This is a genomic window from Kitasatospora sp. NPDC001660, assembly GCF_053596725.1.
The window spans coordinates 61,690-76,445 of sequence record NZ_JBSFGU010000030.1; the positions used below are offsets into that span (position 1 = coordinate 61,690).

Annotated in this window: 14 protein-coding genes; 4 read left to right on the forward strand and 10 right to left on the reverse strand. The window is 74.2% G+C overall.

Annotated elements, in window-relative coordinates:
* Window positions 1-65: 65 nt before the first annotated feature.
* A complete protein-coding gene (locus ACWCXH_RS27420) occupies window positions 66-1,250 on the reverse strand; it encodes a cytochrome P450 family protein (protein WP_449804143.1) in 1,185 nt (394 codons plus the stop codon).
* Window positions 1,251-1,372: 122 nt separating this feature from the next.
* Between ACWCXH_RS27420 and ACWCXH_RS27425 the strand changes: the two genes are divergently transcribed.
* Window positions 1,373-2,218, forward strand: coding sequence for a hypothetical protein (locus tag ACWCXH_RS27425; protein ID WP_449804144.1), 846 nt, complete (start codon window positions 1,373-1,375; stop codon window positions 2,216-2,218).
* 155 nt (window positions 2,219-2,373) lie between these two features.
* On the opposite strand, the gene ACWCXH_RS27430 is transcribed toward ACWCXH_RS27425, so the two are convergent.
* Both ACWCXH_RS27430 and ACWCXH_RS27435 read right to left on the reverse strand, forming a co-directional pair.
* Window positions 2,374-2,787 carry a cupin domain-containing protein gene (locus ACWCXH_RS27430; protein WP_449804145.1) on the reverse strand — a complete coding sequence of 138 codons (414 nt, stop codon included), beginning with the start codon at window positions 2,785-2,787 and terminating at the stop codon, window positions 2,374-2,376.
* A gap of 169 nt (window positions 2,788-2,956) precedes the next feature.
* Window positions 2,957-3,715: a Mut7-C RNAse domain-containing protein gene (locus ACWCXH_RS27435; RefSeq protein WP_449804146.1), complete on the reverse strand. Its 759-nt coding sequence runs from the start codon at window positions 3,713-3,715 to the stop codon at window positions 2,957-2,959.
* 105 nt (window positions 3,716-3,820) lie between these two features.
* Here ACWCXH_RS27435 and ACWCXH_RS27440 point away from each other — a divergent pair, with 105 nt between their 5' ends.
* Window positions 3,821-4,021, forward strand: coding sequence for a hypothetical protein (locus tag ACWCXH_RS27440; protein WP_449804147.1), 201 nt, complete (start codon window positions 3,821-3,823; stop codon window positions 4,019-4,021).
* On the opposite strand, the gene ACWCXH_RS27445 is transcribed toward ACWCXH_RS27440, so the two are convergent.
* A complete protein-coding gene (locus ACWCXH_RS27445; protein ID WP_449804148.1) occupies window positions 3,970-5,223 on the reverse strand; it encodes an MFS transporter in 1,254 nt (417 codons plus the stop codon). The two genes, ACWCXH_RS27440 and ACWCXH_RS27445, sit on opposite strands and share 52 nt — an antisense overlap.
* A gap of 127 nt (window positions 5,224-5,350) precedes the next feature.
* Here ACWCXH_RS27445 and ACWCXH_RS27450 point away from each other — a divergent pair, with 127 nt between their 5' ends.
* Window positions 5,351-7,834: a xanthine dehydrogenase family protein molybdopterin-binding subunit gene (locus ACWCXH_RS27450; RefSeq protein ID WP_449804149.1), complete on the forward strand. Its 2,484-nt coding sequence runs from the start codon at window positions 5,351-5,353 to the stop codon at window positions 7,832-7,834.
* A gap of 45 nt (window positions 7,835-7,879) precedes the next feature.
* Window positions 7,880-8,365 (forward strand): (2Fe-2S)-binding protein, encoded by a 486-nt coding sequence (locus ACWCXH_RS27455; RefSeq protein ID WP_449804150.1) that lies wholly within the window; start codon window positions 7,880-7,882, stop codon window positions 8,363-8,365.
* Between the two features lie 89 nt (window positions 8,366-8,454).
* Here ACWCXH_RS27455 and ACWCXH_RS27460 read toward each other — a convergent pair whose 3' ends face one another.
* The 6 genes from ACWCXH_RS27460 to ACWCXH_RS27485 form a co-directional block, all read right to left on the reverse strand.
* Window positions 8,455-9,063 (reverse strand): TIGR03086 family metal-binding protein, encoded by a 609-nt coding sequence (locus ACWCXH_RS27460; RefSeq protein WP_449804151.1) that lies wholly within the window; start codon window positions 9,061-9,063, stop codon window positions 8,455-8,457.
* 121 nt (window positions 9,064-9,184) lie between these two features.
* Window positions 9,185-9,934 carry an SDR family NAD(P)-dependent oxidoreductase gene (locus ACWCXH_RS27465; RefSeq protein ID WP_449804152.1) on the reverse strand — a complete coding sequence of 250 codons (750 nt, stop codon included), beginning with the start codon at window positions 9,932-9,934 and terminating at the stop codon, window positions 9,185-9,187.
* A 110-nt stretch (window positions 9,935-10,044) separates the two neighbouring features.
* Window positions 10,045-10,323, reverse strand: a complete 279-nt coding sequence (locus tag ACWCXH_RS27470) for a hypothetical protein (RefSeq protein ID WP_449804153.1) — start codon at window positions 10,321-10,323, stop codon at window positions 10,045-10,047.
* Between the two features lie 639 nt (window positions 10,324-10,962).
* Entirely contained in the window at window positions 10,963-11,763 is an 801-nt protein-coding gene (locus ACWCXH_RS27475) for a transglycosylase family protein (RefSeq protein ID WP_449804154.1), read from the reverse strand.
* Between the two features lie 555 nt (window positions 11,764-12,318).
* On the reverse strand, window positions 12,319-12,987 hold the full coding sequence (locus ACWCXH_RS27480; protein WP_449804173.1) for a response regulator transcription factor: 669 nt from the start codon (window positions 12,985-12,987) through the stop codon (window positions 12,319-12,321).
* 62 nt (window positions 12,988-13,049) lie between these two features.
* Window positions 13,050-14,717, reverse strand: a complete 1,668-nt coding sequence (locus ACWCXH_RS27485; RefSeq protein ID WP_449804155.1) for a sensor histidine kinase — start codon at window positions 14,715-14,717, stop codon at window positions 13,050-13,052.
* Window positions 14,718-14,756: the final 39 nt, after the last annotated feature.

Sequence of the window (14,756 nt, forward strand, 5' to 3'; positions counted from 1 at the left end):
CTTGCGCTTTTCCGCTGTCCGACCTCGACAACGCTGTCGAAGTCGTCCCGGTTCCCGCTGCCGGCTCAGTACCGGACGGGCAGTTCCAGCAGGCCGCGGGCCCGCAGCGCGGGCCGGTGGCGGAGCTGCTCGACGGGCACGTCGAGGGCCAGGTCCGGGAAGCGGCGCAGCAGGGCGCCGAGGGCGAGTTCGGTCTCCAGCCGGGCGAGCGGCGCGCCGAGGCAGTAGTGGATGCCGTGGCCGAGGGAGAGGTGGCCGTTGTCGCGGCGGCGCAGGTCGAGCCGGTCCGGGTCGGCGAACCGGTCGGGGTCGCGGTTGGCGGAGGCGATGACGAGCAGGACGGTCTCGCCGGCCGGGACGGTGACGTCGCCGATGGTGACGTCCTCGCGCGGGAAGCGGCGGATGGACAGCGGTGCCGGGCCGTCGAAGCGGGCGAACTCCTCGAACGTGCCGTCGATCAGCGCCGGTTCGGCGCGCAGGGCCGCGAGTTGCTCGGGGTGGGTGAGCAGGGCGAGGACGGCGTTGGCGATGAGGTGGACGGTGTTCTCGTAGCCGGCGAAGAGGATCAGGAAGGCGAGCGAGGTGAGTTCGTCCTCGGTCAGGCGGTCCTCGGCGTCGCGGACGGCGATCAGGTCGGAGAGGAGGTCGTCGCCGGGTTCGGTGCGCTTGCGCTCGATGAGGCCGGTGAAGAAGCCGAGCATCGCGCCGACGGCGGCCTTGGCGTCCTGAGGGCGGTTCGGGTCGGGGGTGATGAGGGTGTCGGTCCAGGCGCGGAAGTCGTGCCGGTCGTCCTCGGGGACGCCGAGCAGGTCGCAGATGACCGTGATGGGCAGCGGCGCGGCGTAGGCGGCGAGCAGGTCGGTGCGGCCGAGCGGGGCCATCGCGTCGAGCAGCTTCTCGGCGACCTGCTCGATCGGGCCGCGCAGGGCGGCGATCCGGCCCGGGGTGAACGCCTTGGTGACCAGCCGGCGGATGCGGGTATGGTCGGGCGGGTCCATGTTGAGCAGGTTGGCGTCGAGGGCGGGCGGCAGCTTGAAGCCGTGGTAATTGCCGGGCGCCGCATGGGCCTTGTCGAGGGACAGGCGCGGGTCGGCGAGGGCCTGGCGGACGTCCGCGTAGCGGGTCACCAGCCAGACGGGCAGTCCGTCCGGTCCGACGATCCGGTGGACGGGAGCGGATGCGCGCAGGGCGGCGTAGCCCGCGTAGGGGTCGGCGATCAGGGCCTTCACGGTCAGGTCGGATGACGTCACATGATCACCCTACGGGCAGCGGCGGGCCGCCCTGCCCGCGTCCCCTCCGCCCGTCCCCCGACCGCTCACGCCGGGTGCGCCCGGCAGGCGGGGGCTTGAAGAAAGGCCCTAGGATCGCCGGCATGGGGAACACGACCGGCCCGGGCAACTGGCGCGTCACCGTACTCGACCAGCAGAGCAAGCGCGGCCTGGAGCCTACGCACCGTGTCCCGGAGGAGCCGTTCGCCCGGCGCGACGACCTGGTCATCGGCGGCCGCGCCTTCGAGATCACCTGTACCGACACCGCCGGGCACGTCCGGTGGACCCACCCCGTCCCGGGAGTGCCCAACGCGGCGCACATCTCCTCCGGGCGCGTCCTCGTCACCACCGGCTCGGTGGACTACTGCGCGTGGGGACCCCTCGGCCCCGCGTACCTCCTCGACCTCGCCGACGGCACCCTGATCGCCGAACTCCGCGGCGAGCGCGGCGCGGCGCTCGGCGGGGGCCGGTTCGTGCTCGGGCTGGAGGGCTACGACCTCTTCCACACCTGGCAGTACGACCGCGACGGCGAGCTCACCGACACCTGGCACACCTACGGCCACTACGTCGTCGGCACCGGCGTGCGCGTCGTCGAGACCGACCGCCGGAACCCCACCGGGAGCCGCGTCGTGCGGCTGCGCCCCGGCGGAGTGATCGAGCGCAGTCCGCTGCTGCTCACCGCGCCCCAGGTGGGGCGCCCGGTCGTCCTGCCCGACGGCACCGTCCTGCTCCTCGACGCGGGCGTGCTGCGCGCCGTCGGCCGCGACCTGACGGACGCCGTGCTCGCCGAACTCATCACCGTGCCAGGCGGCGAGGGCCACCGGTTCACCTCCACGCTGGAGCACACCGCCGCCGACCGCCTCACCGCCGTCATCCGCGAGCAGAACCCCGAGCGGGCGAACAAGTACATCAGTCACACCTGGACCCTCGCCCTCCACCTGCCGCAGTGACGGGCGGAGGACGGCCGGCGGTCCGTCAGGCGTCCCACGGCCGCAGGTGCGGTTCGACCGGCGGCGCGACGGCCGCCGGGACCGTCGACAACCCGAGCACGGTCAGCACCGTGAGCGCCGCCGCCGAGACGCGGCGCAATCTCCCCCTGCCCGGCTCATCGGACCGTCGCCTCCCACTCGCCCTTCTCCGGGCGGGCCTCGGAGTCCGTCCCCGGCCACGGCGGCATCGTGACGGCCACGATGCGCAGCGGCCCGTCGGCGTCCTCGTCCGCCCGGAACTGGAACGCGGTGCCGAGCGGTATCGACGCGGACGGCCCTGGGGTCAGGGCCACCGTCTCCTCCCGGTCCCCCTGCCGGCGCCACAGCTCGCCGCGGCCCTCGGTGACGAACCACAGCTCCTGCACGGTGGCGTGCGACACCGCGCGCGTCACCGCCCCCGGTGCGAGCTCGAACACGGCGAGGCTGCCCTGTCCGTCCATCTCCAGCAGCGGGAGCACCGCCGCCCCGTCCGGCGCCACCACGACGGGCGCCCCACCGACCTCTGCCGTCCCGAACGGCTGCGTGTTCATCCGGAAATTCATCCGACCCGGCCTCTCTGACACGTCTTGCACGACGGAGCACCTCGGGCTCGCCCCCCACCGCCGATGAGACCACGCGCCGCGGACCACCCGCCAGAGCACCGGTCCTGGCTCTACCCCGGGCGCGGCGCCCAGGTCACGCGCCACGCCCGGGCCTCGCTCAGTCACCCGCCGCGCAGTCACCCGCCGCGACCGCCGTCCCACCGAACTCGCGCACCGCGTCCGCCACGATCGCGTCCAGCCGCGCGTGGTGCGCGCCGCGCCAGTACGCCTGGCCGCAGTCCGCGCACTGCGCGAACGCGTCGTACGACCGCTCGGTGCCGTCGTGCAGCTGCTCGCGCACCGTCGTCTTCGCCACGGTGCGCAGCTCTCCGTTGCACGTCGTGCAGCGGCTCCAGGGGGCCAGCGGCGGGGCGAAGCGGGAGAGGACGTCGCGCAGCTGCTCGGCGGGGCGGTGACTGTAGACGTAGGCGCCGACCCAGAGTTCACGGCGGCGCAGCAGTCCTCGGTCGCGCGAGAGCATGACGCGCTGTTCGGCGGCGGAGCGGGCGGCGAGGGCGGCGTCGCCGATGTCCGGGTTCTCGTAGGCGGCGTCGATGCCGAGCAGGCGCAGGCGGCGGGCGAGGGTGCCGAGGTGGACGTCGAGCAGGAAGCGCAGCGGGCCCGGGGCGGGCTGCGGGCGGGCGACGCCCCGCACCGAGACGTGCTCGGCGTCGGCCGGCACGTGCGAGTCGGGCACCGGGCGGCCGTCGACGAGCAGGGTGCCGACCTCGGTGAGCGGCACGCCGAGGGACTCGACGACGTGGCCGAGGGTCGAGGTGCCGTCGGTGCGCAGCTCGGACCGGCCCTCGCGCCGGCGGCCGGCGACGAAGAGGTGCAGCTCGGGGGCGAAGTCGACGGAGATCTGCGGTCTGTCCACGCGGCCAGCATGCCAGCGCACGGCGAGCCGGGGCCACCGTTTTCCGCCGCGGTCCGGGAGTACGATCGGACGTATCCGGAGCAGCACTGGCCCAGGGAGCACGCGATGGCCGGGCAGAGCAAGCGGGACGATGCGGCGAACCCCTTGACGCGGCTGGGTTCCGGGGAGCCGGACGATCTCTTCGACGCGCGCGACGAGACGCCCGGGCCCGGACGGAAGACCCAGGAGCCTCCTTACGGCGGCGACGACGATCTCTACGGCGCCTCGGCCGCGGTGAGCGACATCGAGGAGGCCGACGACCGGTAGTGACGGTCGCGCTCGGCCCACCGGACGGCCGGGCCCATCGCGTGGCCCGCCACGAGGAACGCCGCGCCCAGCACCAGCCAGCCCGCCAACCCGCCGTCGAGCAGCAGCGAGGTGAGCACGAGCGGCCCGAGCGTCCGTGCGACGGCGACGCCCGTCCCGAAGAAGCCCTGGTACTGCCCGAGCCGGTCGGCCGGCGCGAGGTCGAAGCTGATCTGCCACGAACCGGCCGACTGCCGCATCTCCCCCATCACCAGGAGGACCGATGCCGCCACGAGCAGCGCCCCGACCGCCCACACCGGCACGTCCAGCGCCGAAAGGCCGAACACCGCGCACGAGGCGAGCAGCAGCGCCCCCGCCGAGCGCACCGCGCGCGAACCGGACGCCGGACCGGTGACACCGCGGGCCACCCGCACCTGGAAGGCCATCACCCCAAGGGTGTTGAGGACGAACAGCGCCGACCCGAGCCAGCCCAGCCCCGGCGCCCGCCCGGCGATCCAGAGCGGGATCACCAGGCTCAGCAGCGGCATCCGCAGCAGCAGGACGGTGTTGACGAGTGCGACGACCGCATAGCGCCGGTCGGTCAGCACCTCGAACCTCGCCCCCGGCCTCGACTCGCCCGCCCTGGAAGGGACTTCGGGCAGCCGGAGCAAGGTCAGCCCGCCCGCCACGAACCCGAGCGCGGTGACGACGAACGCCCCGAGGTACGCCTCCCGGGTACCGGCGGTGAGCGCGATCCCGCCGATCGCGGCGCCGACCGCCAGTCCCCCGTTGAGGGTCGACTGCAGGTGGGCGAGCAGCCCGGTCCGCTCCGCCGGCGACACCAGCCCGCCGACCAGCGCCTGACGCGCGGCCGTGAGCCCGGACTGGGTGGTCGCGTAGAGGCAGATGGCGAGCAGGAACAGCGGGTAGGAGCGGATCACCAGGAACAGGGCGACGATCGCCGCCGTCGCGAGGGCGAGCCCCACCGCCGTGCGCCGCGGCCCGCGCCGGTCGGCGAGGTGGCCGAGCGGCACGCCGGCGAGCGAGCCGAGGGCCCACGCGACGGCGAGGCCGACGCCGAGGCGGGCCGCCGACATCCCGACGACGTGCGTGAAGTAGAGCGCGGAGCAGGTGTAGTAGGCGCCGTCGCCGACGGCGCTCGCCAACTGGGCTGCGGCGAGCGTCCGCTGGGGCCCGGCGGGCGGGACAAGACGAGTCGGCACTTCGCTCCTGACGGTCGGACGGTGGGGGACGGCGCGCGCCGCGGCCGTTCGCAACGGCTCGCACGTCAGCCTAGGGAACCAGTGGCCCATGCGACAGATCCAATGATCAAGCCTTTCCCTGGTCCACTTGAATGCGCCCCCCGACACCCCCGCACCTGCTCGCGACCACTGGACTGCCGTACGAACGAACCGGGCCGCCCACCGCCCACCCGCCCGTCTCCGGACCAAAATTGGTCGTGTTGACCCGTCAGTAAGGCCCTCCTATGCTCAACGGCATTCGCGACCCGGCACCGACCGTTCGACTCCGCCACCGGCTCGAAGGGCTCCTCCCATCAGCACCTCCACCGCTTCCTCGGACGGCGCCCCCGGCGCACCCGACGCGGCCGGAACACCCGACACCGCCACCGGTCGCCGCCGCTTCCTCACCTACCTCCTCGCCGCGCCGACCCTCACCGTCGCCGCCCGGCTCGGCCTCGACGCCGCCGCACCCGCCACCGCGCACGCCGCCGTCCGTACCGCGCCCGAGGCCCAGAAGTCCTCCGCACCGCCGCAGTTGACCGGCCTGCCCGGCATCCCGGACATCCTGGGCCCCGGCGACGCCCTCATCGTGGCCGGCCTGCCGACCTCGCACCTGCTCGTCCTGGAGCTCACCACCGCCGGGCGCGCCGTCCTGCACCTGCCCCGCCTGGAGGTCGGCCAGGGCATCACCACCGCCGTCGCGCTGCTCGTCGCCGACGAACTCGACGCCCGGCTCGCCGACGTCGACGTGCCGCTCTCCGACGGCCGCCCCGAGCTGCTGTTCAACCAGCTCACCGGCGCCTCCAACTCGGTGCGCTCGCTGTACGACCCGGTGCGGGCCGCCGCTGCCGCCGCCCGCGCCCGGCTCGTGACCGCCGCCGCGCGCCGCTGGAACCTCCCCGCCGACACCCTGCGCACCGCCGACTCCGCCGTCCTCGCCCCGGACGGCCGCCGCGCCGGCTACGGCGAACTCGCCGCCGACGCCGCGGCGATCGCCGCCCCGGCCGTCTCCTCGGCCCCCAAGACGGCCGACCGACTGCGCCTCGTCGGAAGGCCGACCGGCCGCATCGACGCCCGCGACCTCGTCACCGGCCGCGCAAAGTACGCCGGGGACCTGGCCGTCCCGGGCGCCGTGCCGACCGTCGTCGCCCGCCCGACCACGGTCAACGGCACGCTCAAGTCCCTGGACGCCACCGCCGCGCGCGCCATGCCCGGCGTGCTCGGCGTCGTGCGGATCCCCAGCGGCGTCGCCGTCCTCGCGGAAACCTTCGACCAGGCGCTCAAGGCCCGCAGCGCACTCGTCACCACCTGGAACCCGGGCCCGGCCGCCGGCCTGTCCGACGCCGACATCCGCGCCCGGCTCCGCGCCGCCCACGCGCCGTTCCCCGTCCCGCCGCTGCTGACCCGGTACGTGGACGGCGAGTTCGACTTCGCGTTCGTCAACCACGCCCCGATGGAGGTCCTGACGGCCGTCGCCGACGTGCGGCCGAACCGGGCCGAGGTCTGGTTCGCCGCCCAGACGCCGATCATCGCCCAGCAGGCCATCGCCGCCGAACTCGGCCTCCCGCAAAGCGCCGTGACGGTCCACGTCGTGCGCGGCGGCGGCTCGTTCGGGCGGCGGCTGTTCTTCGACGCCGCGCTGGAGGCCGCGCAGGTCTCCAGGGCGGCCGGCCGCCCGGTCAAGCTCATGTGGACGCGCAACGACGACATGCGCCACGGCCGGATGCGCCCCGCCAGCCACCACCGCGTCCGGGCCACCTACGGCCTCGGCCAGGTGCTCACCTACGAGCACCGCGCCGCCGCCATCAAGACAGACCTGCGCCACGGCCTCGGCGAGGCCCTGTCCGCCGCGGGCTTCGACCTCTCGCTCGCCGGGATCAGCCTCAGCCAGGCGTACTTCCTGCTCGCCGAGAAGAACCCCTACGACGTCGGACTCCCGGCCCAGTTCCTCACCGAAGTGCCCCTGGACGTGCACACGGGCAGCTGGCGCTCGGTCCACTCCGGCACCGTCCGGGTCGCCGACGAGATCATGATGGACGAACTGGCCCGCCGGATGGGGCAGGACGAGGTCGCCTTCCGCCGCGCCCGGCTGCGCGACGGCGCCGGCCGGGCCGTCCTGGACGCCGCGGCCAAGGCCGGCGACTGGGGCCGGCCGATGCCGCCCGGGCAGGCCCAGGGCGTCGGCTACCACGACGAGAACGGCGGCCGCGCCGCCTGCCTGGTGGAGATCGACGCCACCGACCCGAAGAACCCGCGCGTCACCAAGGCGGTGATCGCCGCCGACGTCGGCCAGGTGGTCAACCCCCGGGGTCTGGAAGCCCAGTTGACCGGCGCGCTGATGGACGGCATCTCGGTGATCCTGCAGGCCGGCAACCACCTCGACAACGGCGCCTTCCGCGAAGGCAGTTACGCCGACTTCCACTACGCTCGGCAGCGGCACTCCCCGCCCGTCGTCGAGATCCACCTCATGCCGCCGAGCGGACCGCCCGGCGGCGCGGGCGAGTTGGGCGTCCCGGCCGCCTGCGCCGCGGTGGCCAACGCCTACGCCCGCGCGACCGGCACCAGCCCGCGCTCGTTCCCCGTCAATTTCTGACCTCCGGTCATCTTCCGACACCCCAGCCCGCCGAAGGACTCCACCTTGCCCAGCCACACGTTCGTCCTCAACGGGCAGCCGGTCACCGTCGACGCACCGGACGACATGCCGCTGCTCTGGGTTCTGCGCGACAAGCTCGGCGTCACCGGCCCCAAGTACGGCTGCGGCGTGGGCGTCTGCCGCGCCTGCACCAGCCACCTCGACGGCCAGGAGTTCCAGCCCTGCACGATGGCGGTCAAGGACTGCGCGGACCGCGCCGTCACCACGATCGAAGGTCTCGCCGACGGCGACACCCTGCACCCCGTCCAGGAGGCCTGGCTCGCCTGCGACGTCGCCCAGTGCGGCTTCTGCCAGCCCGGCCAGATCATGACCGCCGCCGCACTGCTGTGCCGCACGCCGAACCCGACGGACGCCGACATCGACCAGATCCAGAACATCTGCCGCTGCGGCACCTACCCGCGCATCCGCGAGGCCATCAAGCAGGCGGCCGCCGCCACCCGCCCGGCGTCCTGGCCGGGGCGACGAGGGTGACGGTTCAGCGGGGCGGCCCGATGATGACGTTGCCGCGCGCGGCGCACCCGCTCCCGCGCATACGCCCCGCGCGCCCTACCTCACCTGGCTCACGCCCCCGGAACCACCGCCCTCGGGTCACGGCCGAAGAACCCCGCGAGCCGGTCGTACGGCGGCGCGTCCGCCGACACGGCGACCTCGGGGCCGAAGCCGAACGCGCCCTCGTCCGTCCCCCGGTACTCCGGCTTGAGCGCCCCGCGCGCCCACGCGAGCGAGGCGAGCGCCACCTCGTGGTCCAGCCCGTCCGTGGACTGCCCGGTCGAGCGCGCCAAGTCCCAGGCGTGGACGGCGAGTTCGGTGACCTCCTGGTCCAGCGGGAAGCGGGCCGGCAACGAGCCCACTCCGGGCACCTCCACCGTGCCGGTGAGGTCCCCGGCGGCCCGCCACGCGTCGACCAGCTCCTCGGCGCCCGCCTCGAAGGCGTGCAGCCAGTCCGTCTCCACCGGCTCGAAGGTCTGCGACCAGTCCGGCCGGCCGCCCCGCGCCTGGACGGTGAACTGCCGCAGGTCGAACAGGAGATGGCTGACCAGCATGCCGACGTCCCACGAGCGGCACGGCGTCGGATGGCCGGCCAGCTCGACGCCCGTGCCGTCGATCAGCCCGGCGGTCTGGGCGAGCGCCCGGGCGAGCAGGTCGATCGGGTCGTCGGTCGCGGTCATGGCGCACCCCTCCTGGGCGGGCAGGTGATCGGTCGACGCGATGCTAATCGTGACCACCGACAACGGCCCGGCCCCTGCCCCGGCGTGGCGCCGGGAACCAGGGCCGGACCATCGGCGATCGTCAGGCCGCGAAGCCGCCGTCCACCGCCAGCTCGGCGCCCGTGACGTACCGGGCGTCCTCGCTCACCAGGTACGCGACCGCCGCGGCCACCTCCGCTCCGGTGCCGTACCGCCCGAGCGCGGTCAGACCGGCCTGGAACGCGGCCGACTCGCCGTCGGCCGGGTTCATGTCGGTGTCGATCGGCCCCGGGTGGACCACGTTCGCCGTGATCCCGCGCGGGCCCAGCTCCCGGGCCAGCGCCCTGGTCAGCCCGATCACCGCGGCCTTGCTGGTCGCGTAGAGCACCGCTCCCCCGAAGGCGACCCGCTTGGCGATACAGCTGCCGATCGTGACGATCCGCCCGCCCTCGGCCAGCAGCGGCGCGGCCGCCTGGACGAACAGGTACGGCGCCCGGACGTTCACCTCCAGTACCCGGTCGACGTCCGCCGCCGTCATGTCGCCGATCGGCCCCACGGCCCCGACCCCGGCGTTGTTCACCAGGATGTCGAGCCGCCCGGACCGCTCGGCGGCGGCCGCCACCACCGCCCGCACCTCCTCCGGATCCGCGCAGTCCGCCCGGACCGCCCAGCCGCGCCGCCCCATCGCGGTGATCTTCGCCGCGACGGCTCCGGCCCGCTCGGCACCGCCCTGGTAGGTGAGGACGACGTCCGCGCCGTCCTCGGCCAGCCGCAGCGCGATCGCCGCCCCGATCCCCCGGCTCCCGCCGGTCACGAGGGCCACCTTGCCGTCGAGCCCCGCCACACCGTTCATTGCCGTCCCTCCACACGTCATGTCCGTCGAAGGCCCGCTGTCGGGCATGACTCGATCCTCGGCGGCGGCGTCCTGAACCTCCGGCGGTATTCGGACGTCGCGTTGAAGCTTCAACAGTGCTCCGGCGCGCGGTAGTGCGACGCCACCGCCGGCTGCCCCGCGCAGTTCGGCCCCGCGCCCGCGTCCGCCCCGGCGTGCGTGAACGGCAGGCGAACGCTCCGACCGCCCTCCAGCACCAGCAGGTGCCGCCGCGCCCGGTACTCGAACCCGGCCGCCCGCAGCCCCGCGACCACCGCCCGGGCCGCGCTCGACCCGTCCGCCCACCGCACCGACTCCGGATCGAAGTGCGCGGCGAACCGCCCGTCCGGCGCGAGCCAGGGAGGCGGCACGGGCGATCGCACCCAGCTGGTCGCCGAGGTAGTGCAGGCCGTGCACACAGGTGATCAGGTCGTACGACCGGCGCGGAGACCAGTCCGCGAGCGCCGCCGTGACCAACCGCAACCCCGGCAGTGCATCGGCATCGGGCGGCGGCGCGAGCGGCCCGACGAGGTCCACCCCGGTCAGCACCGCGCCCTCCGGCAACCGCCGCGCCGCCTCGGCCAGCGCGCCCCTCCCCGCTGCACAGATCCAGCCACGCCGGCGCGGCCCCACCGCTCCCGAGCAGCCACTGTGCCGGGTCGAACCCCAGCTCCCGCGCATAGCTGTCCACCCCGCCGAGCCCGCGCTCGCGGTTCATCGTGTCGTTGGCCACCACGGACGATCCCAGGAGCTCGGCGTCGGATATCAGCCGCACCATCGGCCGACCCTCTCGACACGCGACCCGACCAGGCACGATGCCTCCGGCCTCAGACCGTTCGCACAGGCCCGACACGCCGAAGGGCCGCCCGCGGCCCCGAGGGCCCCCACAGCGCCCCGGGCGGTCGGGCGACGGCCCGGGGCCCAACCCCCACCCCCCACAACGCCCGAGCGGCCATCCCAGACTCGGGATGGCCGCTCGGCCTGCGTGCGACGAGGCGTCGGACGATGGGTCAGACGGTGAGGTCCTGACCCGGGAAGATCAGGTCCGGGTCGTCGCCGATGATGCGGACGTTCTTGCCGTACAGCGTGTCGGTGTCGGTGCCGAACTTGGCCGCGATCTCGCTCAGCGTGTCACCGCTCTTCACGATGTAGCTGCCGCCCGCGCCGTTCCTGCCGGTGGACGGAGCCTTCTCCGTGGCCGGAGCCGGCTTCGCGGGCTTCGCCGGCCGGGCGGGCGCCTGCTGGGCCTGCGGCTGCGTCCGCGGCATCGACCTGGTCGCGGGCTTGGTGTCCTGCTTGGCGCTCTGCTTCGCCGCCGGCTTCGACGGCTTCGCGGCCGGCTTGGCCGCGGGCTTCGCCGGGGCGTCGTCCGCGGAATCCGCGACCTCCGCCGGGGCGCCGCCCTTGCTCAGGCCCGCCTTGTGCGAGCACACGGGCCACGCGCCCGGGCCCTGGGAAGCGAGGACCTTCTCGGCGACCGCTATCTGCTGCGCCCTGGTCGCCTGGTTGGCCTGGGAGGCGTACGCGGTCCCGCCGTACGCGGCCCAGGTGCCGGAGGTGAACTGCAGTCCGCCGTAGAACCCGTTGCCGGTGCTGATGCTCCAGTTGCCGCCGCTCTCGCACTGGGCGACGGTGTCCCAGGCGGTGGTGGGCGCGGCGGAGGCCGAGGTGGCCGTGACGAGGCCGGCAACCGGCAGGGCCGCGACGGCGGCACCTGCCACGAGCCCGATCCGCGCGCGGTTGCGCTTGGCGGCGGCGGGGGTGGAGGTCGTGGAGTCGGTGGAAGCGGCGGTCTCGTGACGGGGATTCATGTAGATCCTCTCGACAAGCCCCGGGCAGGCAGACGGAACCAGGCCCTGGACGGGGCCGGTCGAATCCGCGCGCCTCACTCGATGGACGGCGGGGCACGTGTCGGACGTGCCGTGCCGTCCCGGCCACCTCCGCTCGCCGACGGCCTGGGTACGGCCGGTCGCGTCGGCGGGCACGGCCCTCGCGCCGCGGGTCAGTCGGCGGGCCATGCGTCGGGGTGAACCCGGGTGGCGCTCGTTGCGCCGCCAACGAAGCTAAGGGCGGTCCGGTCCGCTCAGCAAGCAATTCTTCGGGTACGCAGGTCAGTTGACTGTTACCGGCGGTATCGATCAAGAAGCGGCGTCCATTTCGACCGCATTCGATCGGATTTTCAAGATCGGATGTTCAATTCCCGTGCCCTCGCTCACACCTGCCCATTCGTCAGATCGAGCACACTCATCCACAGAGCGCCACGATCAATGACGGACCGTCACCATCAGAACCGAAGTTCCCGGCTCCGCGCAGCCATTGAGTGACGTCCGACACACCCGACACGATCCGCTGTCACGGGAACACGCTCAGTCGCGCCCGTCCAGCTCCGCGTCCCGCGCCAACAGCGCCGCCTGAACCCGGTTCTCACAGCCCAACTTGGCCAGGATCCGGCTCACGTACGTCTTCACCGTCGCCTCGCTCATGTGGATCCGCGCCCCGGCGTCGGCGTTCGACAGCCCCTCGCCGAGCAGCGCCAGCACCTCCAGCTCGCGCTCGGTGAGCACCTCCAGCCGGCGCCGCGCCTCGGCGCTGCGGGCGGCGGCCGAGCCGCTGCGCCCGGACGCGAGCGAGTCGACGATGTGCCTGGTCGCGGCCGGCGACAGGAAGGCGTTGCCGCTCGCGGCGGCGCGCACGGCCTGGATGAGCTCCGTCGGCGCGGTGTCCTTGAGCAGGAAGCCCGCACCGCCCTCGGTCACGGCGCGCAGGACGTTCTCGCGCTCGCCGAAGGTGGTGAGGATCAGCGCCCGCGCGCCGGGGGCGGCCTTCGAGAGCTCCCCGAGTGCTGTCAGTCCGTCCATGACCGGCATCTGGATGTCCAGCAGCACGACGTCCACCCGGTGCGCCCGCGCGAGCTCCAGCGCGCGCCGCCCGTCGGCGGCCTCCGCAACCACCTCGATGTCGTCGGCGGAGGCGAGGATCATCCTTATCCCGGCCCGGATGAGCGGCTCGTCGTCGGCGACGAGGACTCGGATCACGCTGGTCATCCCCTCGAACGGTGCTGAATCGGCAGCAACACCATCCTCACATCCCGGCCCGGTCACTCCTTGACCAGGTAGTGCTCCTTGTCCACCAGGACCCCGTCCGCGAAGCAGAACCGCACCGCGTTGTCCTCGCCGAACCTGTCGCTCTCATCGCTGGACTGGAAGTACACGCAGTGCGAGCCCGCCGGCACGGGCGGCCCGCCCTTGTCGAAGCCCTCGGTCAGCCAGTCGCTCCCGTGCGGCAGCCGGCCCACCACGTCCGCCTCCGACTGACCGACCTGGATCCCGTCGTAGACCTCCTTCTTCACGGTCGCGTCGTCGCTGGCCTGGACGAACGTCCACAGGCCCCAGACGAGCAGCCCCAGCAGGGTCAGGCCGACGACCACCACGCCGACCGCGCAGCCCAGCGCCGGACTGCGCCGCCGGCCGCCGTCCTCGACGGAGGGCAGGCCCTCCAGCACCCACTCCTCGACCCCGGCGACACCCTCCCCGCCGTCGCCCGCGCCGTCCGCCGCCCCCTCGTACGGGAGCATCGCCGCCAGCCGGAAGCCCTGGTCGGGCGTCGCCCCGGCGTGCACCATGCCGCCGACCAACCGGGCGCGCTCCCGCAGGCCGGTCAGGCCCTGTCCGCCGCTGACCACCTGCCCCGCCCCGGCGCGCGCACCCACGGGCTCCGGCGCACGCGCGTTGGTGACCTCGATCACCAGCGCGTCCGGCTCGTACCGGAGCGCGACCGCGATCGGTGCGCCGGAAGCGTGTTTGTGCGCGTTGGTGAGCGCCTCCTGCACGATCCGGTACGCCGCGTGGTCGACCGCGGCGGCCGACGGGCGCTGCTCCCCCTCCTCGGCGAACGACACCTCCGCCCCGGCGGCGCGCGAGGACTCGACGAGCCCCTCGATCCCGTCCACCCCGCCCCGGCCGCCGGAGGCACCAGCGGGGGCCGGCGCCGCCGGCACTGCCGTCGACTCGTCGTGCAGGACGCCGACCACCTCGCGCAGCTCGCGCATCGCGGCCACCGCCGCCTGCCGCAGCACGCCGACCGCCTCGCGCTGCCGGTCGGTGAGCGTGCGGTCCACCTCCAGCGCACCCGAGTGCACGGAGATCAGCGCGAGCTGGTGGCCCAGGCTGTCGTGCATGTCCTGGGCGATCCGGTGCCGCTCGCGCAGCCGCGCCTGGTGCACCACCATGACGCGCTCGCGCACCAGCTGGTCGTTGCGCTCGCGCAGCGCGTCCATGAGCGCGCGGCGCTGCGCCCGGTAGCGGCCCCACAGCGCGGGCAGCACCGCCGTGATCAGGAAGCCGCCCAGCGAGATCGCGACGATCGCCTTCGGCGACATCGAGCCGGCGTCCTTCAGCACCCCGGTCGCGGTGAACAGCGCCCAGCTGGCGACGAACGTCGCGACCAGCGCGCCGACCCGGCGCACCCGGGCGCCGGCCGCCCAGCCCGCCACCACCAGCAGCGGGAGCGGCCCGGGCGCCCAGCCGGCCACGGCCGCCGTCACGAGCAGGACGCTCGCCGGGAAGGCCCGCCGCAGCAGGAACAGCAGCAGGGTCACGATCCCGACCGGCACCGCGAAGCCGGTGCGGCCGAGCGCCTCCAGCAGGATGGCCGTCCCGCCCAGCAGCAGGGCGAACACCGCCTCGCGCACCGCCGGCCAGGGGCCCCAGGGCCCGGGCAGCGCCGTCCGTACCGCCTTCGTGCAGGCCCGTGCAATCGCGTTCACCCGTCCGAGGCTAACCGGACGCACGTACCCGCCGCCGTC

Coding starts and splice junctions, on each gene's coding strand:
- ACWCXH_RS27425 (WP_449804144.1), top strand. CDS start 1,373: ATGGGGAACACGACCGGCCCGGGCAACTGGCGCGTCACCGTACTCGAC.
- ACWCXH_RS27430 (WP_449804145.1), bottom strand. CDS start 2,787: ATGAACACGCAGCCGTTCGGGACGGCAGAGGTCGGTGGGGCGCCCGTC.
- ACWCXH_RS27440 (WP_449804147.1), top strand. CDS start 3,821: ATGGCCGGGCAGAGCAAGCGGGACGATGCGGCGAACCCCTTGACGCGG.
- ACWCXH_RS27460 (WP_449804151.1), bottom strand. CDS start 9,063: ATGACCGCGACCGACGACCCGATCGACCTGCTCGCCCGGGCGCTCGCC.
- ACWCXH_RS27465 (WP_449804152.1), bottom strand. CDS start 9,934: ATGAACGGTGTGGCGGGGCTCGACGGCAAGGTGGCCCTCGTGACCGGC.
- ACWCXH_RS27475 (WP_449804154.1), bottom strand. CDS start 11,763: ATGAATCCCCGTCACGAGACCGCCGCTTCCACCGACTCCACGACCTCC.